Origin of the sequence: Ferribacterium limneticum (assembly GCF_020510585.1) — a bacterium.
Taxonomy (GTDB): domain Bacteria; phylum Pseudomonadota; class Gammaproteobacteria; order Burkholderiales; family Rhodocyclaceae; genus Azonexus.
In genome coordinates this window covers 3,373,086-3,392,368 of record NZ_CP075190.1, presented here as the reverse complement: position 1 = coordinate 3,392,368, position 19,283 = coordinate 3,373,086, and the positions used below count along the sequence as shown (strand labels likewise).

13 protein-coding genes are annotated in these 19,283 nt (G+C 60.2%); 8 read left to right on the top strand and 5 right to left on the bottom strand.

What is annotated here, in order from left to right; all coding sequences use genetic code 11:
- Positions 1 to 15: 15 nt before the first annotated feature.
- The 3 genes from KI613_RS16170 to KI613_RS16160 form a co-directional block, all read right to left on the bottom strand.
- Positions 16 to 2,268, bottom strand: a complete 2,253-nt coding sequence (locus KI613_RS16170) for a cyanophycin synthetase (RefSeq protein WP_226401242.1) — start codon at positions 2,266 to 2,268, stop codon at positions 16 to 18.
- A 118-nt stretch (positions 2,269 to 2,386) separates the two neighbouring features.
- A complete protein-coding gene (locus KI613_RS16165; RefSeq protein WP_226401240.1) occupies positions 2,387 to 2,857 on the bottom strand; it encodes a cyanophycin metabolism-associated DUF1854 family protein in 471 nt (156 codons plus the stop codon).
- Positions 2,858 to 2,859: 2 nt separating this feature from the next.
- A complete protein-coding gene (locus tag KI613_RS16160) occupies positions 2,860 to 5,157 on the bottom strand; it encodes a cyanophycin metabolism-associated ABC transporter (RefSeq protein ID WP_226401235.1) in 2,298 nt (765 codons plus the stop codon).
- Positions 5,158 to 5,283: 126 nt separating this feature from the next.
- On the opposite strand from KI613_RS16160, the gene nirJ reads away from it, so the two are divergent.
- The 3 genes from nirJ to KI613_RS16145 all read left to right on the top strand — a co-directional run bounded on the left by nirJ (position 5,284) and on the right by KI613_RS16145 (position 8,874).
- A complete protein-coding gene (nirJ, locus tag KI613_RS16155; protein WP_226401234.1) occupies positions 5,284 to 6,423 on the top strand; it encodes a heme d1 biosynthesis radical SAM protein NirJ in 1,140 nt (379 codons plus the stop codon).
- Complete coding sequence (locus tag KI613_RS16150) at positions 6,420 to 7,994, top strand: cytochrome D1 domain-containing protein (protein WP_226401233.1); 1,575 nt, start codon at positions 6,420 to 6,422, stop codon at positions 7,992 to 7,994. Before nirJ ends, KI613_RS16150 begins: the two co-directional genes overlap by 4 nt.
- 715 nt (positions 7,995 to 8,709) lie before the next feature.
- Positions 8,710 to 8,874 (top strand): DUF3149 domain-containing protein, encoded by a 165-nt coding sequence (locus tag KI613_RS16145; protein WP_226401232.1) that lies wholly within the window; start codon positions 8,710 to 8,712, stop codon positions 8,872 to 8,874.
- A 99-nt stretch (positions 8,875 to 8,973) separates the two neighbouring features.
- Here the strand turns inward: KI613_RS16145 and KI613_RS16140 are convergent, their stop codons facing one another.
- Positions 8,974 to 9,447 carry an outer membrane lipoprotein gene (locus tag KI613_RS16140; protein ID WP_226401231.1) on the bottom strand — a complete coding sequence of 158 codons (474 nt, stop codon included), beginning with the start codon at positions 9,445 to 9,447 and terminating at the stop codon, positions 8,974 to 8,976.
- A 145-nt stretch (positions 9,448 to 9,592) separates the two neighbouring features.
- On the bottom strand, positions 9,593 to 10,186 hold the full coding sequence (locus KI613_RS16135; protein WP_226401229.1) for a TMEM175 family protein: 594 nt from the start codon (positions 10,184 to 10,186) through the stop codon (positions 9,593 to 9,595).
- A 285-nt stretch (positions 10,187 to 10,471) separates the two neighbouring features.
- Here KI613_RS16135 and KI613_RS16130 point away from each other — a divergent pair, with 285 nt between their 5' ends.
- From KI613_RS16130 to KI613_RS16110, 5 genes are all read left to right on the top strand, one after another.
- Positions 10,472 to 12,958, top strand: a complete 2,487-nt coding sequence (locus KI613_RS16130; protein WP_226401227.1) for an MASE3 domain-containing protein — start codon at positions 10,472 to 10,474, stop codon at positions 12,956 to 12,958.
- A 403-nt stretch (positions 12,959 to 13,361) separates the two neighbouring features.
- Complete coding sequence (locus KI613_RS16125; RefSeq protein ID WP_226401225.1) at positions 13,362 to 14,087, top strand: L,D-transpeptidase family protein; 726 nt, start codon at positions 13,362 to 13,364, stop codon at positions 14,085 to 14,087.
- Positions 14,088 to 14,144: 57 nt separating this feature from the next.
- Entirely contained in the window at positions 14,145 to 15,389 is a 1,245-nt protein-coding gene (locus tag KI613_RS16120) for a nucleoside recognition domain-containing protein (protein WP_226401223.1), read from the top strand.
- A gap of 106 nt (positions 15,390 to 15,495) precedes the next feature.
- Complete coding sequence (locus tag KI613_RS16115) at positions 15,496 to 16,764, top strand: ABC transporter substrate-binding protein (RefSeq protein ID WP_226401221.1); 1,269 nt, start codon at positions 15,496 to 15,498, stop codon at positions 16,762 to 16,764.
- Entirely contained in the window at positions 16,761 to 19,181 is a 2,421-nt protein-coding gene (locus KI613_RS16110; protein ID WP_226401219.1) for a response regulator, read from the top strand. Before KI613_RS16115 ends, KI613_RS16110 begins: the two co-directional genes overlap by 4 nt.
- Positions 19,182 to 19,283: the final 102 nt, after the last annotated feature.

Sequence of the window (19,283 nt, the reverse complement as noted above, 5' to 3'; positions counted from 1 at the left end):
ACGCTTTATTCCTCGTTATTTCCGGGCGGTGGCCGGCTTCTTGGGTTGCGACTTTTTGGCGGGCTGCTGTATCAGCGAGGCAGGGTCGATCAGTTCGAGACCGAAGGTCTTGAGACCCGTCGTCATCACTTCCTGGCTCAGCCCCATGGCCCAGCCGGCAGCGATGCCGGCCAGCACGTTGGCAATGTTTTTCGGCTGCTTGGCCTTGCCGATATACGGCGCATCGACCAGACGGCAGAGGCGTGTTTCATCAGCGCCCGAGCGCAGCACGATGCGGTTGTCGGCGACGGTGACGCCCCGCTTGCCGGCCGCCAGATGGGCGAGCAGCGTCGGGTTGGCCGGGTTGCAGGCAAAGAAGATCACCTCGCCGTCGCACAATTCGGCAAAGTCGGCGACCAGTTCATCTTCGGCGTTGAGCACGGCGTGGCCGCTGGGCAGCACGACATCGACCTGCGTCCGGTAGATCGAACGCGGCGTCGTGTAGTACTCGCCGCCGGTCGGCTGGGTATCCCAGCGCGACAGGTCTTCTTCATCCGAGACGATGTTGGTGACGATGCCGACCGAGCAGCGGTCGTAGGGCAGGCCTTCGCCGAGAATGACTGAGGAGCCGTTTTCGATCACCGCGGCCTGAACCGAGCGGTTGAGGAGCAGGCGGCGACCGCCTTCCCAGTTGGCGGCGTTGGTTTTCTGGACCTGGCGGCGGCCGAGGTAAATGCCGTCCTTGCAGGCCAGGCCGCCTTGCTGGCCGGAAAGGTAGATGAGGTGGGCGACCATCTTGGCGACAGCGTTCTTGCCGTGGGTGCCGGTGACGCCGACCAGCGGCACGCGGCCGCTCTCGTTTTCGGCGAACAGGTTGTTGACGATGGCCTGGCCGACCGGGCGCGGCTTGCCGATGCCCGGCTTGATGTGCATGAGCAGGCTGGGGCCGGCATTGACTTCAACGATGGCGCCGCCCTGTTCGGCCAGCGGCTTCGAGACATCCTGGCAAACCAGGTCGATGCCGGCGATGTCGAGTCCGACGACACGGGCCGCCAGCGCGGCGACCTGGGCAGTTTCGGGGTGGACTTCGTCGGTGCAGTCGAAGGCGTGGTTGGCGTTGCGCTGGATCAGCACTTCGCGCTCGCTGGCCGGGACGCTATCGGCGCTGAGGCCCTGGCGTTCGAGTTCGATCCTGGCGGCAGTGTCGATCTTGATGATTGACAGCGGATGCAGTTCGGTCGTGCCGCGGCGCGGGTCGACGTTGACCTGGCTGTCGATCAGCGACTGAACGGTGGATTTGCCGTCGCCGATGACAGTGATCAGGTCGCTGCGATTGGCCGCGACCAGCTTGCCGCCGACGACCAGCAGACGATGTTCGATGCCCTGGATGGAGCGTTCGACGAGCACGCCGGAGCCTTCCTCGACGGCGATGGCGTAGGCCTTGGCGACTTCCTCTTTGGTCGTCAGGTCGATGAAGACGCCGCGACCGTGGTTGCCGTCGGTCGGCTTGACGACGACCGGCACGCCGATGTCTTCGGCGGCATCCCAGGCGTCGTCGGCGCTGTTAACTTCGCGGCCTTCCGGCACCGGGACGCCGACCGAGGAGATCAGCTCCTTGGTCAAATCCTTGTCGCGCGAAATGGTTTCGGCGATGGCGCTGGTCTGGTCGGTTTCGGCCGTCCAGATGCGGCGCATGGCGGCACCGTAGCCGAGCTGGACGAGGTTGCCGTCGTCGAGCAGGCGGATGTGCGGAATGCCGCGCTTCTCGCCGGCCTGCACGATGGCGGCGGTCGATGGGCCGAGGTATTTGCGGTCAACCTTGCGGCGCAGCAGCCTGACGGCTTCGTCGAGGTCGTAGGGCTGGCTGTCGATGGCGGCGAGCAGCAGTTCGCGGCCGACGTCGAGCGCCATGCGGGTGACTTCTTCGTGGAAGTTGGAGACGACCAGCTTGTAGACGCCGCGCGTCGTGGTTTCGCGGGTGCGGCCGAAACCGTCGGGCAAACCGGCCAGGGTCATCAGTTCGAGCACGATGTGTTCGAGGATGTGGCCGGCCCAGGTGCCTTCTTCGAGACGGCGCAGGAAGCCGCCGCGTTCGTCGTAGCTGCAGCGATGTTCGACGAGGCCCGGTAGCCAGGCGCTCAGGCGCTCGTAGAGGCCGGGTATCTTGCTTGAGGGAAAGTCTTCGAGTTCGCCGATGTCGATCCAGGTCTCGATGACCGGGGGGTAGGTCCAGATATTGGGGCCACGCAGTGAAATCGTGTCCCGGAAAATGATGTCCTTTTTCTTCATGCTCTTGGCTCTGGCTCCGTTGGCCTGCGGTGATGAATGTTTGAGTGCAGCATTATTAACGCTTTAGTCCGCTTGCGGCTGACGGCCGTCTAAAAATGTCACGCACGCGGACAAAGCGTTACAGGAAGCGGTCGAGAAGCTTGCGGCTGTGCCGGTCGAGCGTGCTCAGATCGCGGATCAGGAACTGGATTCCATGGGCGTCGGCGATGAGCAGACGCGTCTGGCTCAGGCGGCGGATGTCTTCCTCGCCTTTGAGGATCAGCTCGGCCGGGCCGCGATTGGTCCGTAGCCGCCAGGTGCTGGGGCAGGCGAAGCTCGAAACATCCTCGATGCCTTCGATTTCCGGCACGAACTCGCGACTGGCGAGATCGGCCTCGATCAAGGCGGCTATGCTTGGCGGCAGGTCGGCAAGGCTGTCGATCCAGGCGACTTCGTGGCCTTCGTAATTGACCAGCGACAGGCCTTCGTCGGGGGCGGCGATGGGAAAGGCGCGCACCGGTGTGACGCCGGCGTGGATGATTCCATTTTCGGCCGTTAATACCAGTCGACCGTAGGAGTCGCGTTGCAGCTGGAAATTGGGGTTCGACATGGTTATTCCGCGTGAGATTTGGGCTGGCTGGTCGAGCGCGGCAGCATGGGTTCGGTGTCGACGTTGCGGGCCTGGGCCATGTAGAGCTTGAAGTAATGGCCTTCAACGGCCATCAGTTGGTCGTGGTTGCCGACTTCGACGATGCGGCCACGGTCCATGACGACCAGCCGGTCGGCCTTGCGCAGCGTGCTCAGGCGGTGAGCGATGGCGATGGTGGTGCGACCCTTGACCAGATTGTCGAGCGCTTTCTGGATTTCCTTCTCGGTCTCGGTGTCGACGGCCGAAGTCGCTTCGTCGAGGATCAGGATGCGTGGGTCAATCAACAGGGCTCGCGCGATGGAGATGCGCTGGCGCTCGCCGCCGGACAGGCCCTGGCCGCGTTCGCCGACCAGCGAGTCGTAGCCGTGCGGCAGGCGCAGGATGAACTCGTGGGCGTGGGCGGCACGGGCGGCGGCGATGACTTCCTGGCGCGTCGCTTTCGGCTTGCCGTAGGCGATGTTGTCGGCGATGGTGCCGAAGAAGAGGAAGGGTTCCTGCAGCACCAGGCCGATGTGCTGGCGGAATTCGGCGACCGGCACGGAACGGACATCGACGCCGTCGATCAGGACCTGGCCTTCGGAGACGTCGTAGAAGCGGCAGATCAGATTGACCAGCGTCGATTTGCCGGAGCCGGAATGGCCAACCAGACCGATCATTTCGCCGGGCTGGATGACCAGATCGACGTCGCGGGTGACCGAGCGCGTGCCGTAGCGGAAGCTGGCTTTCTTGAGTTCGAGCTGGCCGGTGACTTTTTCGAGGTGCACCGGGTTGGTCGGTTCGGGGACGCTCGACACGTGGTCGAGAATGTCGAAGATCCGCTTGGTGCTCGACGCGGCGCGCTGGGTGGCCGAGACGATGCGGCTCATTGAATCGAGGCGGGTGTAGAAGCGGCCGATGTAGGCGAGGAAGGCGGTAAGCACGCCGACGGTGCTGGCCCCCTTGGAAATTTGCCAGATGCCGAAGACCCAGACGACAAGCAGGCCGACTTCGGTGAGCAGCGTCACGGTCGGCGTGAACAGCGACCAGGTCTTGTTGAGCTTGTCGTTCATCTGCAGGTTGTGCTCGTTGGCGGCGCGGAAACGCTCGCCTTCGCGTTTTTCCTGGGCAAATGCCTTGACGACGCGAATACCGGGAATGGTGTCGGCCAGCACGTTGGTCACTTCGGCCCAGACGCGGTCGATTTTCTCGAAACCGGTACGCAGCTTTTCGCGGACGAAGTGGATGAGCCAGCCGATGATCGGCAGCGGCAGCAGGGTGACGAGCGCCAGCCACGGGTTGATGCTGAACAGGATGACCGCGGTCATCACGATCATCAGCACGTCGGTGGCGAAGTTGAGCAGGTCAAGCGAGAGGAAGATGTTGATGCGGTCGGTTTCGTTGCCGATGCGCGCCATGAGGTCGCCGGTCCGTTTGCCACCGAAATATTCGAGCGAGAGGCCCAACAGGTGGTCGTAGGTCTGCGTGCGCAGGTCGCGGCCCATGCGTTCAGAAACGAGCGACAGGATGTAGGTGCGGATCCAGCCGAGGCCCCAGGCCAGCACGGCGGCGCCGAACAGGCCGCCAAGGTAGGTGAGGACCAGCGGCCAGTCGATTGGTTTGCCGTTCTGGAAGGGAATCAGCACCTCGTCCATGAGCGGCATGGTCAGGTAGGGCGGAACGAGCTGGGCGGCAGTCGACGCCAGGGTCAGGGCAAAACCTGTAATCAGTTGCCAGCGGTAGGGGCGGGCAAAACGCCAGAGGCGGAACAGTGTCCATGTAGATGGGGCAACCGTCGCTTCGCGATTGCATACCGGACATTCGTCTTCGCCGGGTGGCAGCGGCGCCTTGCATTGCGGGCAGCAATCTTCGTCGCTTGCCCTGAGCACGGCCTGGCCGCTGACGATGCTGTCGCGATTGAGGTCGAATTCGTTGATGACGCGCAGGGCGGCGAGGTTCTTGGCCAGCGTGTAGCGCCAGGTAGCGAGCAGGCCCTTTTCGTCGATCAGTTCGAGCGCGCCGACGCCGGCGTGATCGTTGTGGTTGAGCGTCAGCCCGCCGCGTAGCGGCCATTCCTGCCAACTGGTATCGCCCGGTGCGTAGGCGAGGAACCGCCGGTCGGTGACGAGGACCAGGCCGGAAGCGAACCGCAGCCGATTGTCGAGGTCTATCTCGACCCAGGCCTGGGTCTTTTCACCAGCGGCCAGCTTTGCCTCTACCTCGGCCGCCCAGTGGCTTGGGAGGGTCGGCTCGTTGCCGGCTAAATTCTGTGCGTTCGGATTCATCGGTGAAGTATACCGCAGGGCTTGGGGTGCCCATCTAACGCCTCATTATTCCAGCGGTTGACTCGTATCAAGGAATGAGGGGGCTGGCTGCCGTTGAATGGCCGAAAGCCCAGAACAAGGACGTTCATGTTTCGCATCTCCCAATACATGCAGGAAATCGCCGCGCCGACCCCGCTCGGCCCCAAGCGCAATCCGCCCGGTCCGGTGGTGATCTGGAACCTGATTCGGCGCTGTAACCTGACTTGCAAGCATTGTTATTCAATTTCGGCCGACACCAATTTCCCAGGCGAGCTGAATACCGAGCAGGTTTTCACGGTGATGGACGACCTCAGGGGCTTCAAGGTGCCGGTGCTTATTCTGTCCGGCGGTGAACCGCTGCTCCGGCCGGATATCTACGACATCGCCAAGCGGGCCAAGGCCAAGGGGTTCTACGTCGGGCTGTCGTCGAACGGCACCTTGATCGATGAAAGCAATATCGAGCGGATCGCCGAGTGCGATTTCAACTACGTTGGTGTGTCACTCGACGGCATTGGTGAAACTCATGACAAGTTTCGCCGTATGGAAGGCGCTTTTGCGGCTTCGCTGAAGGGGATTCGGCTGTGCCGCGATCTCGGTTTGAAGATCGGCGTCCGCTTCACGATGACGCAGGACAATGCGCACGACTTGCCGGACTTGCTCAAACTGGTCGAGGAAGAGGGCATCGACCGCTTCTACTTTTCTCACCTCAACTATGCCGGGCGCGGCAACAAGAACCGCAAGGACGACGCGCAATACCAGCTAACGCGCTCGGCGATGGACCTGCTGTTCGAGACCTGCTGGGAATACAACCAGCGCGGGCTCAACAAGGAGTTCACGACCGGCAACAACGATGCCGACGGCGTCTATTTCCTGCACTGGGTGCGCCGGCGTTTCCCGGAAAGCGCGGCGCATGTCGAGGCCAAGCTGCGCCAGTGGGGCGGCAACTCGTCGGGCGTCAATGTCGCCAATATCGACAACCTCGGCAACGTCCATCCGGACACCATGTGGTGGCACCACAACCTGGGCAACGTCAAGGATCGGCCTTTTTCGCAGATCTGGCCGGATACCTCGGATGCGCTGATGGCCGGCCTGAAACAGCAGCCGCGGGCGGTCAAGGGGCGCTGCGGGGCTTGTGCTTATCTCGGCATCTGCAACGGCAACACCCGCGTTCGCGCGCAGCAGATGACCGGTGATGCCTGGGCGGAAGATCCCGGCTGCTACCTGTCCGACGAGGAAATCGGGCTATGAAAATCCGGGCGTCGGGGCTTTTCATTTTTGGCCTTTTTTTCCAGTTGACCGTAGCAAACAGCGCCGGGGCGGCCGATGTTGGCGAAAACTTCAAGCAGCACTGCGCCGCCTGTCATGGTGCTGACCGGCTGGGCGGCATCGGCCCGGCCCTGATCCCGGAGAACCTCGCCCGCCTGCGCAAGCCTGAGGCCGAAAAGGTCATCCGTGACGGCCGGCCGGCGACGCAGATGCTCGGCATTGGCCAGACCTTGGCGGCCGACGAGATCAAGGCGCTGGTCGATTACGTCTATACGCCGATCAAGCCGATGCCGGCCTGGGGCGAGAAGGAAATCAACGCCTCGCGTATCGTCAACTACGCGCCGGGCAGCCTGCCCGACAAACCGCAGTTCACGGCCGATCCGCTCAACCTGTTTGTCGTCGTCGAAAGCGGCGATCACCATGTGTCCATCCTTGACGGCGACAAGCTCGAACCGATCCATCGCTTCCAGTCCCGCTTCGCCTTGCACGGCGGGCCGAAATTCACGCCGGATGGGCGCTACGTCTTTTTTGCCTCGCGCGACGGCTGGATCACTAAATTCGACCTCTGGAACCTCAAGGTCGTCGCCGAAGTGCGCGCCGGCATCAACACGCGCAATGCCGCAGTGTCGGGCGACGGCAAGTGGGTGGCGGTGGCCAACTATCTGCCGCACAGCCTGGTCATTCTCGACGCCGATCTCAAGCTGCAGAAAATCCTGCCGGTCAGTGAGAAGGACGGCAAGGTATCGTCGCGCGTCTCGGCCGTCTACGACGCTTCGCCGCGCCAGAGCTTCGTCGCCGCGCTGAAGGATGTAAAAGAGGTCTGGGAAATCTCGTACAACCCGAAAGCCGATGCCATTCCGGCCGGCATGATCCACGACTACAAGTATCAGGAAGGCGCGTTCATCCCAGGCTTCCTCAATCCGCAACGTACGCAGCTCGACGACTACCTCGACGATTTCTATTTCACTCAGGGCTACGACGAGGTGATGGGCGCTTCGCGCAATGATGCCAAGGCGGCAGTGACCGGCCAGGTGGTCAATCTCGACGCGCGCAAGAAAATTGCCGACCTCGAATTGCCAGGCATGCCGCACCTCGGTTCCGGCATCAGCTGGACATGGCAGGGTAAAACGGTGATGGCAACGCCGAATCTCAACGAAGGCCTGATCAGCATCATCGACATGCAGACCTGGCAGACCATCAAGCAGATCAAGACGCGCGGTCCCGGCTTCTTCATGCGCAGCCACGAAAACAGCCGCTACGCGTGGACCGATTCGATGATGAGCAAGGAGTTCAAGGACACCATGCAGATCATCGACAAGGAAACGCTGGAGATCGTCGCCGAACTGAAGCCGGAACCGGGCAAGACCTTCGCCCACGTCGAGTTCACCAAGGATGGCAAGTACGTGCTGGCCAGCCTGTGGGAAATGGACGGCGCGCTGATCATCTACGATGCCGTGACGCTCAAGGAGGTGAAGCGTCTGCCGATGAAGAAGCCGGTCGGCAAGTACAACGTCTGGAACAAGATCACGAAATCAGAGGGCACCAGCCATTGAGTGGCATTTCAATTTCGGGCAAAAATTCCGGTTGACCGTGGAAGGCTTGGTTTCGTCAGCCATGACTGACAATTTTGACGTAAATGGCCGAGGTTTTTCATCTGTAATTTTTCAGGTTGTTGATTTTTAATGATTTAGTTCTTTGTTATGCTTTTGGCACGTATCTGGCTATAAAACTCTCCGGAAGCTGGCAGTACCCAAAGGCGCCTCTTCCTTTCCTCCCAGGGGAAGAGGTGCCGAACCACCGCCATTGAAATTCGACGACTTTTTCCTGACCACGCTGCGAACCGGAAATGCGTCACAGCAGGGGAATGCCGGCTTCCAACCCGAGTGCCTCGGCGAACACGAAGAGGTGTTCGGGGTGTTGCATCAGCTCGGCTCAGGTGTCCGTTGACCTGCCGGAGGGCCGGGTAGTTCGTGTCATTTCTGGCAGTGCAATATTATTGATTGACATAACTGGCAGTCATGCGCGTTCGTAAAGCCTGATGTTTCGCCAGCGGAAAAGTGGCGAATCACCGTCACGAAAGCCTTGGCCAACAGCCGGGCAGCCTGTCGTGCTGCCGAATTCGGCAGACCCCATTATTTCCTGCCGAGTCGTTTCCCGGTCGCCACCGTCTGGCATTTTTGTCCTGGCGCGCACCGGGCATATGTCTTGCACATAAACGCCGGCAGCAAAACGAATTCATCCCTATTCACCATTTACTGGAGAAGACTCATGGCATGGGAACTCTTATTCACGTCCGACATCGGCATACTCAGCTTGATCACCATTGGCTTCATTCTGGTCATGGCAGTCTACATCTGGCGCTACGCAATGCAGCACGCCAAGCAGGAGGAGAAGGAGCTCAGCTCGCACAAGCACGTGGCTGGTGTTCATTAGGCTGAGTGCCGACAAGCAAAGGCCAGGAGGCCGGGGAGAATGAGAAAAATCAAACCCCGCTGCTCCTGGTCCTGCCGGCTATTCGTCTGAGTCGGTAGATCAATAGCGCCGAACGGCGCCGCCGTTGTCTATGTGCAGGCGGTCGCCGACGCGCAGATCGACGAAATCGGTGTTCTGGATCAAGGTCTGGTAGCCGCCGTTTTCCATTCGGATGGTCAGCCGGAACTGGTCGCCCTGCGGCTGGTTCGCTTTCTCAATCTGATGTCCGATCAAGGCGCCGCCCGCTGCGCCGATCACCGTAGCTGCCGTGTTGCCGCTGCCTTCGCCAACCTGATGGCCGATCAACCCGCCGATCACGGCGCCGGCAACGGCCCCGACGCCAATGCCGCTGTTTTGCTCGGGGCGAACCAGGTCGATGGCATATACCGAGCCGTAGCCCGGATAAAGGTCGCGCGAATAGGCTACCGGCGGGTAGTCACGCTCCCAGCCCGGGCCGTGCATCGGCGCGCAGCCGGTGAGGGCGAGCATGCCGGCCAGGCCCAATGCGGCCGCGGATTTTCTCACTGCAGTCACGATCGTTTCCTCCTTGACCCGGCCATTCAAGGCAGCCGGTGAATTTGTATGTTTTGGGCGAAGCGCCCGGCGATCCGGCTGGCGAATTCAAGTGCATCCTCATGGTGCCGCATGTGCCCTGCAATGTCGATTGCCGCGGCTTGCTTTAACCGGCCGGGCTTCCCTTGCTCGCCAGCGCCTTCTCGATGCGCCTGTCGGGAATCAGCCAGACCAGTGCCAGCAACACGTACAGGCCTTGCGCCAGGGAGGGCGACCAGAAGGCCGCCACCATGGCAACGGCGTAGACCGCTGGTGAAGACTTCCCCTTCCAGTCCCGCCCCAGCGCCTTGCGCAACAGGGAGTTGTCGCCTTGCGAGGCGACGATGGTTTCCTGCAGTATCCAGTAGGCAACCGCGGCCATGAACAGCACCCCGCCGTAAAGTGCCGACGGTACGGCCGCGAAGTGGTTTTCGCCCATCCAGCCGGTAGCAAACGGGAACAGCGATAGCCAGAAAAGCAAATGCAGGTTGGCCCAGAGGATAGGCCCGGTGACCTTTTGCGCCGTGTGCAGCATGTGGTGATGGTTGTTCCAGTAAATGCCGACGTACACGAAGCTCAGCACGTAACTGAAAAACACCGGAATCAAGGCGGTTAGCGTATCGAGGCGTTCGCCATGCGGCACCTTGAGTTCCAGAACCATGATCGTGATGATGATGGCCATGACGCCATCGCTGAATGCCTCCAGGCGGCCTTTGCCCATGTTTCCCCCGTGCGCTGATGATTGTCCTGGCTCAGAGACCACAGCGCCGAAGATAAGTGCCGTTTTCCGCGGAAAATCAACTGGGTTGGCCATCTTTGCTCCTCGATGCTGACCAAAGGCAGAGATAGGAATTGAATTTGAGGGACCGGTATTCGGGAATGACACCGCTCAAATGGCTCGAATTTCGTTCGAGCGCAGGGGTTTCCCGTTCATGTCCGAAGACTAAGATTCTCGGTAAGGTTTCGGAGATAATGGCGCAATTCAGATTGAATCACTGAGCGAAAAATGCAGATTCAACCGTTGGCGTCTGGTACTCCAATTAAGCAAATCGACGATGTCATAGTCAAGGGCTGGTTAGTCGGCTATTCGCCGGAAGTATTTTGGGCGGCCGGCCTGACGCTCATTTTGGTATTTGGCCAGATGCTTCCGGCGGCAAAGCTCTTTGACTCACCCTCGAATTACTTGCCGCTGCATACCCTCCTCGAATTCATCGCTATGGCAGTTTCGGCGATGGTATTTGCGCTGGCGTGGAACCTTCGAAACCAAGGCATAAACAGTCATCGAGTCATACTCGGCGCCGGATTTCTTGCCGTTGCCCTCGTCGATTTTGCTCACGCCCTGTCTTATGCCGGAATGCCGGCCCTGCTGACACCAAGCAGCCCGGAGAAGGCCATCAACTTTTGGCTGGCTGGACGTTATATCGCAGCAGGAGTGCTTCTCGCAGTGGCTGTATTGCCGCCAAGGCAATGGCCATCTACAACCAGTAATGCTGTTATTGGATCAGCTCTCGCCCTTGCCGCCACGATCTGGTGGGTCGGTTTGGGTCATGCTGAGTGGCTGCCTCGTACGTTCATTGAGGGGCAAGGACTTACGGCATTCAAGATCGGTTTCGAATATCTTCTTGCCGCGGTCTATGGCATGGCAGCCATTCGGTTTTATGTGATTAGCCGTCATACCGACAATAAGGATTTGCGTTGGCTCGCGGCCGCCGCCTGGATTCAGGGGTTGGCCGAAATGTTCTTTACGATCTACGCAGACGTAACCGATGTTTTCAATCTGTTAGGCCATGTATATAAGGCAATTGCCTATGTGATGATTTATCGCGCCTTGTTTGTTGCGGGAGTCCAGGCACCGTATCGCGAACTCGATATTGAACGTTCTCGGCTGCGACAGAGCGAGCGCGACCTCAGGTCGATCCTCGATAACCTGCCCTCGATGATCGGTTACTGGGATGCAACTTTACACAACCGATTTGCCAATCACGCCTACGCCACCTGGTTTGGAATCAATCCCGAACAGATTCCCGGCAAGCATATCCGCGACGTCATCGGCGAAGAGCGTTTCCGCCTCAACCTTCCGTATATCGAGGCCGCGTTGCGAGGCGAACCGCAGATTTTCGAGCGTGATATTCCCGCGCCAGACGGCTCGGTCGTACGACATTCCCAAGCGCATTACATTCCGGATGCACAGGATGGAGAAGTACGAGGCTTTTATGTCCTGGTGTCGGACATTACGCCCCTCAAGCTAGCCCAGGCCGAACTTGAGAATCACCGAAAACACCTCGAAGGGCTCGTCAAAAAGCGCACTGCCGATTTGGAACGTGCCAGGGAGGCTGCCGAAGCTTCCAATGTCGCCAAGAGCACGTTTCTGGCCAACATGAGCCACGAGTTGCGTACACCCATGAACGCCGTTATCGGCATGACCGCACTGGCATTGCGCCACGCCCGCGACCCGAAACTCATCGACCAACTGACCAAAGTCACGAACGCCTCCCATCACCTGCTTCGGGTCATCAACGACATCCTCGACATTTCAAAGATCGAGGCCGACCATCTGACGCTGGAAAAGAGGAGCTTCAAGCTTGGCGAAGTTCTGGAAAATCTCCTGAGCTTGGTCAGCCATCGCTTCCAGGAGAAGGGGATCAAGCTACAGGTCGATTTGCCAGCAGAAGTTGCTCATCTTTCAATGAAAGGAGATCCTCTGCGCCTCGGCCAGATTCTGCTCAACCTGACCGGGAACGCCCTCAAATTTACTACGCATGGATCAGTCACTATTCGCATCAGGGTGGCCGAAGAAAGCCCGGACGACTTAATGCTGCGCTTCGAGATACAGGACACCGGTATCGGCATCTCGGCTGAGAATCAAAAACGCATCTTTAATGCCTTCGAGCAGGCTGATGGCTCCATGACGCGCAAGTATGGAGGTACGGGCCTCGGGCTGGCGATCAGCAAGCGGCTTGTGCATCTGATGGCGGGCGATATCGGGGTCGAGAGCGTGCCAGGTTCGGGAAGCACGTTCTGGTTCACCGCCAGGATGGATAACTCGACAGAAGTCGTTATGCCGGTACAGGCGAAAAACATTCATTCCGCAGAAGATCGCTTGAGAATCGAGCATGCCAACACACGCATTCTGTTGGCGGAGGACGAGCCGATTAATCAAGAGGTCGCAAGGGAGCTGTTGGAAGATGTTGGTCTGGTTGTCGATCTGGCCGAAGACGGAAAAAAGGCCGTAGAGCTGGCTAAACAAAATCGTTACGCCCTAATCCTGATGGATATGCAGATGCCCAACCTCAACGGCGTTGATGCGACACGGGAAATCCGTGCCCTGCCCGGATACCAGGGCACCCCGATTCTGGCCATAACGGCCAACGCATTCGACGAAGATCGTAGAGGCTGCCTGAACGCAGGAATGAACGACCATATCGGCAAGCCGGTTGACCCCGAACAACTGTTCGAGATTTTGCTGAAGTGGCTGCCTAGGTCTCAGGCCTGAGCAAGCGAAAAGTCCCGGTTTGTAGAGGGTGGCGGTCAAAGGGTATGTAAATATCTTTTTCGCATTTTTTGCGCACTGCCGTTATCTGACGATGCCGATGCCGATGCCGATGCCGATGCCGATGCCGAGCGGCAGAAATCTGAGTGGACCGGCTGCTGGCTATTCGTTTGCCATCTTGCCGCCAATCCCACGGTCAACCGGGGAAAACGGCCAAAATTGAAATGTACTTAGTAGCGGTTGCGGCGGCGGGTGCTGATATGCCGCAGTGATGCGCATTGATTTGGCATGGGTTGGCGTCAGGCGAGACGCGACGCGGGGCCGGGCATAAAATTGGCGAGTCCCACGGTCGACGGGAAAAATCGGCCAAAAATGAAATCATCGATCACCTTTCCGAGTTGCCCGCATGCCGCCGTCGCCTACAACCGTCTCTTCGCCAATCGCTGCATCGTCTCGGCAATTGATCCTCGTCGTTGCACCAGCTTGGAACAGCAAGGCTGCGCAGTTGCAGCGCTTCGAGCGCACGGGGTACGACGGCGACTGGCAGCCAGTCGGGCCGGCGATTGCGGTGAGCCTCGGCCGCGCCGGGCTGGCCTGGGGGCGTGGCTTTCACCCGCCGGTCGAGGGTCGGGAAAAGAGCGAGGGCGATGGTTGTGCGCCGGCCGGCATATTCGCCATCACGGCGCTGTTTGGTTACGCCGCGCCGGACAGCCCGTTTGCCCGTGCTGCCAAGCTGACCTACCTGGCCGCGACGCCTGACCTCAAGGCCATCGACGACCCGGCTTCGGCGCATTACAACCGGATCGTCGATCAATCCACCGTGGCCGACCCCGACTGGGCGTCGTGCGAGGACATGCTGAGGCCTGACGAACGCTATGCCGTCGGTGCCGTCGTCGCCCATAATGCCGAGCCGTCGGTGCCCGGCGCCGGCTCGTGCATCTTCCTGCATGTCTGGGCGGGGCAGGGCGTGCCGACCGCCGGCTGCACGGCGATGGCGCTGGCCGACATGAGCGAAATCGCCGGCTGGCTCGATGCTTCGGCGGCGCCTTTGCTGGTCCAACTGCCGCAGGCGGAATACGCAGCCCGGCGCGCTGCCTGGGGTTTGCCAACCTGCTCGATGCCAATGCGGTGACAGTCCTCGGCCGGCCGGCTAGACTGGCTGCCTTTCAACCATCCCGCGTCGCCGCCTGTGCTCAATAAAATCTGGGTCGCCTTCATCCTCGTCGGCTTCGTTGCGGCGGTGGCGCAGTTGCTGCAGGGCGACCTCGACATCTTCACGCGCGTCCTGACCGGGCTGTTCGATACGGCCAAAACCGGTTTCGACATTTCGCTCGGCCTGGTCGGCGTCATGAGCCTGTGGCTGGGCATCATGAAAATCGGTGAAAAGGGCGGGCTGATCGAACTCTTCAGCCGCCTCGTCGCGCCTTTCTTCCGCCGCGTTTTTCCCGACATTCCGGCTGGCCATCCGGCCAGCGGCAGCATCGTCATGAACGTCAGCGCCAACATGCTCGGCCTCGACAACGCGGCGACCCCGCTCGGTCTCAAGGCCATGCGCGAACTGCAGGAAATCAACCCGCAGAAGGACACCGCCAGCAACCCGATGATCATGTTCCTGGTCCTCAATACGGCCGGCATCACGCTGATCCCGACGACGGTCATCGCCATCCGCCAGAGTATCGCCCTCAAGCAGGGCTTGGTCGGCTTCAACGCTGCCGACATCTTTCTGCCGACGCTCCTCGGCACCTTCGTTTCCTTCTGCGCCGGGCTGATCGCCGTCGCCATCTGGCAGCGCATCAATCTGTTCTGCAAACCGGTTCTCGCCTTCTTCGCCGGCTTCGCGGCACTCATGGGCGGGCTGTATTTCTGTCTGGCCGGCATGCCGCCGGAACAAATGGCGCAAATGATCGGCCTGCTCGGCAGCGGTTTGATCGTCTCGATCATCGCCCTTTTTGTCGCGGTTGCCGCGTGGCGCGGCATCGACGTCTACGAAAGCTTCGTCGAGGGCGCCAAGGAAGGTTTCGGCGTCGCAGTGCAGATCATCCCCTACCTGATCGCCATGCTCGTTGCCATCTCGGTTTTTCGCACGACCGGCGGCATGGATTACCTGATCGGCGCCATCCGCAGCCTCGTCCTGGCGCTCGGCATGAACGACGATTTCGTCCCGGCGCTGCCGGTCGGCCTCATGAAAACGCTCTCCGGCAGCGGCGCCCGTGGCCTCATGGTCGACGTCATGACCACCTACGGCGTCGATTCCTTCCAGGGCAAACTCGCCGCCATCATCCAGGGTTCGACCGAAACCACCTTCTACGTCCTGGCTGTCTATTTCGGCAGCGTGAATATCACCAAAACCCGCTACGCCCTGGCCTGTGGCCTGATCGCCGACGCCGTCGGGCTGGTCGGCGCCATTCTGATCGGCTACGCCTTCTACCACTAGCAAGGGTTTGCTACGGTCAACTGGAAAAAACGGCCAAAAACGAAATACCGATCTCGCACTCCGCGACTAGAATAGATACAAACAACCGTAAAGGTGATGGCTCGTCATGACTAAATGCATGCCGACAACGTTCGGGAGGGCGTTGATTATCCTGTTGCTGGTTTTAGGCAACGGGCCGGGTTGGCTGGCGCACGCCGCCGAACGTGGCGAGCCGCTGGTTATCGCCCACGTCGCGCCGACCACCGGGCGTTTCGCCCTGCACGCCGAGGCCGACCGCCGTGGCAGCGAGTTGGCGATTGAAGAATTCAACCAGCGCGGCGGTGTTCTCGGACGCGAAATCATCCTCGTTGCGCGCGACCCGAGCCTGGATGGAAAACAGGCGGCACGGGTCGCCGATGAACTGATTACCCGGACCAAGGCGGCCTTTCTCGTCGGAGCCATCAGTTCCGGCGTGGCCGCCAGCATGTCGGCCGTTTGCCAGAAATACGGCACCATTTTCATCAATACCAATTCCTCGGCGCCTTCCGAATCGGTCGAGAACGCCCATCGCACAAAGTTTGTTTTCGACGCGCATGGAGCCAATGTTTATCGCGCCCTGATCAAGTACGCCCTAGCCAATCGCCAGTCAAAACGGGTGGTGCTGCTGACCGAGGACAATGTCTGGGGCAAGGACAACGCGGCCGCCAGCCGTCAATACATCGCCGAATCCGGCGGCACGGTGGTTGGCGAAGTGCTGGCCCCCGAGACCTTGCCCGACCCGACTGCGATCCTGACCAAAGTCGCCGCCATCCCGGCTGATGCGGTGGTAACCAGCATCAGCGGCGACAACCAGATCAAGCTTTTTGCCCAGATTGATCCGCAAGTTCTTGAACGGCAATCTTGGATCGTCGGCGAAGTGGACTGGGAGGAGCTCTATCCGGCGCCAGGAACGCCACGACCGCTGTTTGCCACGACCTGGGCCTGGAACCTGAAAACCCCGGGCACCGCCGAATTCGTCGCGCGTTATCGCCAGCGCTATGGCCACACCAAGCTGGATTATCCGGGCGATGTGACCCACGCCGCCTATCTCGCCACCAAGGCCCTGCTCGCCGCGATTGAAAAAGCCGGGACGACTGACAACCATGCCGTCATCGCCCAACTCGAAAAATACCGGCGGACGGCGCGGGACGGCATGCAGGATTCCGATGCCTTCATGGATCCGGTCAGCCACCACGTTCAACAGAGCATCTACATTGCCCGCTGGAACCCGCGGGCAGCCCGCCCTGAGCTCGGTCTGGAAATTCTCGGCCATATTCCGCCCGAGCAATCCCGCTTCGAGGGTGAAACCGCAACACGTCTGGAGCCGCTGAGCAGCACGCCCCGCAACACCCCATGAAAATTTTCCATTTTGGTCTCATCGCCCGCATCGCCTTGCTCGTCATCGGTGTCGAACTTGCCGCCTTTGGCGCTCTCGGCGGCTTCTACATCGACCGCTACAGCACCGCCGCCGATGAGTATCTCCAGTCGCGCCTCCAATTGCTCGGGCGCATGATCAGTAACGATGAACTGGCACCAACCGCCCTGTCGCGGCGCGAACTGATCGGCCAATTGCTCGCTGCGCCCTGCACCCAGGCGGTTGTTGTCGGCGGCAATGGCCGCGTCATTATCTCGACCGACCCGGTTCATCTCGGCCGCAAGGCAGGCAGTGTTCCCGGATTCGACGAGCGCTGGCTGGCCGCCGACGCCCCCGATCAGCAGTCGATAATCAACGGCGATAGTCTGACCGCCGTCATGCATATCCATCATCCGGTCAGCAACGCGCTTCTCTATATCGCCGCGTTCCAGATCGATATCAGCGCAATCAACGCCCAAAAGCGCTCAATCGCCCAGTGGGGCATCTTCGGCTCGGCGCTGTTCATTTTGCTCAGTTCGCTGGCCATCCTGTTTTTCGCCCAACGCCTGGTCACCCGCCGCATTCGGCACTCGCTCACCATCCTCAAACAGGTCGAGGGTGGCAACCTAGATGCCCGCATCCCTGTATCGACAAACGACGAGTTGGGCGAATTGCAGTACGGCATCAACTCGATGACCGAAAAGGTCGGCGAATTGCTCAAGCAACACCGCCGCAACGAAGAGGAAATCCGTAGTTCCAGCCATCTGCTCAATTCGATCATCGAAAATATCCCCAACATGATCTTCCTGAAGCGTGCCGACGATTTGCGCTTCGTGCTCTTCAACAAGGCCGGGGAACAATTGCTCGGCTATGACCGCCAGGAACTCCTGGGCAAGAACGACCACGACTTCTTCACCAAGGAACAGGCTGACTTCTTTTCCAGCAAGGATCGCGAAGTACTCGCCTCGACCGCGCTCACCGACATTCCGGAAGAAAACATCACGCCGCGCCACGGTCAACCGCGCATCCTGCACACCAAGAAATTGGCACTACGCAATGCCGAAGGTAAGCCTGTGTTCCTGCTCGGCATTTCCGAGGACATCACCGATGTCAAGCATGCCGCCGAGGAACTCGAACGCTACCGGGTTCATCTCGAACAACTGGTCGCCGTGCGCACGGCCGAACTCTCGCAGGCCAAGGAAGAGGCCGAAGCTGCCAATATCGCGAAGAGCACATTCCTGGCCAACATGTCGCACGAAATCCGCACACCGCTCAACGCCATTACCGGCCTCGCCCACATGATCCGGCGCGGCGGCCTGACACCCGAACAGAGCGAGCGCCTCGACAAGCTGCAAGGGGCCAGCACCCACCTGCTCAATATCATCAACACCATTCTGGATATCTCGAAAGTCGAGGCTGGTAAATTCGAGCTGGAAGAGTCGGCGGTCAAGATCGAGGCCATTCTCGGCAATGTTGCCTCCATGCTGCGCGAACAGGTCGAGGCCAAAGGTCTGGATCTGCGCAGCGAAGTCGACCCGCTGCCGGCCCACCTGTTGGGTGACGTCACCCGGCTGCAACAGGCGCTGCTCAATTACGCCATCAACGCCGTCAAGTTCACCGAAACCGGCAGTGTCACGCTCCGGGTAAAACTGGTTGATGAAGCTGACGACAGCGTCATGCTACGTTTCGAAGTCGTCGATACCGGTATCGGTATCGCCAAGGAAGCCATGGGCCGGCTGTTCTCGGCTTTCGAGCAGGCCGACAACAGCACCACCCGGAAATACGGCGGCACCGGACTGGGGCTGGCCATTACCAAGCGACTGGCCAGGTTGATGGGCGGTGAGGCCGGGGCCGAAAGTCGCCAGGGGGTCGGCAGCACCTTCTGGTTCACCGTGCGACTCCGCAAGAACCCGGCTGGCAATGAAGAGGTGGTTCAAGCTCCCTTGCCCGATGCCGCAGAACTTCGCCTCAAGCACGACTACCCGGCGCTGTCAGTCCTGCTCGCCGAGGACGAACCGATCAACCAGGAAATCACCAGGGAACTGCTGACCGATATCGACTGGCAGGTGGACACCGCAGCCGATGGTGTCGAGGCCCTGGCTCTGGCCGGGAAAAACAACTACGCGCTGATCCTGATGGACATGCAGATGCCCAATATGGACGGCATCGAAGCCACGCAGCGTATCCGGCGCCTGGCCAAGTGCGCAACCACGCCCATCCTGGCCATGACCGCCAACACCTTTGCGGAAGACAAGGTGAAATGTCTGGATGCCGGGATGAACGATTTCATCAGCAAGCCGGTCAGTCCGGAACATCTCTACGCAACCCTGTACAAATGGGTTGCGAAAAGCGGGGGCGGGAAAGAATCAGCCAATGACAAAATTTCCAAGGCAACGCCACCTCATGTGGCGGCGGTGTGAATTGCTCTCCTTGTCGATGAAAAGCGAATTGATGAGTGCTCTTGCAAACTTTTTTCTCGCCAAGGGGCTTAACGGCGCGCCGATTTCCCGCTAGAATCGCGC

Bases quoted from the DNA above. Each gene is read 5' to 3' on its own strand.
- KI613_RS16170 (WP_226401242.1), bottom strand. From the start codon at position 2,268: ATGAAGAAAAAGGACATCATTTTCCGGGACACGATTTCACTGCGTGGC.
- KI613_RS16165 (WP_226401240.1), bottom strand. From the start codon at position 2,857: ATGTCGAACCCCAATTTCCAGCTGCAACGCGACTCCTACGGTCGACTG.
- KI613_RS16160 (WP_226401235.1), bottom strand. From the start codon at position 5,157: ATGAATCCGAACGCACAGAATTTAGCCGGCAACGAGCCGACCCTCCCA.
- nirJ (WP_226401234.1), top strand. From the start codon at position 5,284: ATGTTTCGCATCTCCCAATACATGCAGGAAATCGCCGCGCCGACCCCG.
- KI613_RS16150 (WP_226401233.1), top strand. From the start codon at position 6,420: ATGAAAATCCGGGCGTCGGGGCTTTTCATTTTTGGCCTTTTTTTCCAG.
- KI613_RS16145 (WP_226401232.1), top strand. From the start codon at position 8,710: ATGGCATGGGAACTCTTATTCACGTCCGACATCGGCATACTCAGCTTG.
- KI613_RS16135 (WP_226401229.1), bottom strand. From the start codon at position 10,186: ATGGGCAAAGGCCGCCTGGAGGCATTCAGCGATGGCGTCATGGCCATC.
- KI613_RS16130 (WP_226401227.1), top strand. From the start codon at position 10,472: ATGCAGATTCAACCGTTGGCGTCTGGTACTCCAATTAAGCAAATCGAC.
- KI613_RS16125 (WP_226401225.1), top strand. From the start codon at position 13,362: ATGCCGCCGTCGCCTACAACCGTCTCTTCGCCAATCGCTGCATCGTCT.
- KI613_RS16115 (WP_226401221.1), top strand. From the start codon at position 15,496: ATGACTAAATGCATGCCGACAACGTTCGGGAGGGCGTTGATTATCCTG.
- KI613_RS16110 (WP_226401219.1), top strand. From the start codon at position 16,761: ATGAAAATTTTCCATTTTGGTCTCATCGCCCGCATCGCCTTGCTCGTC.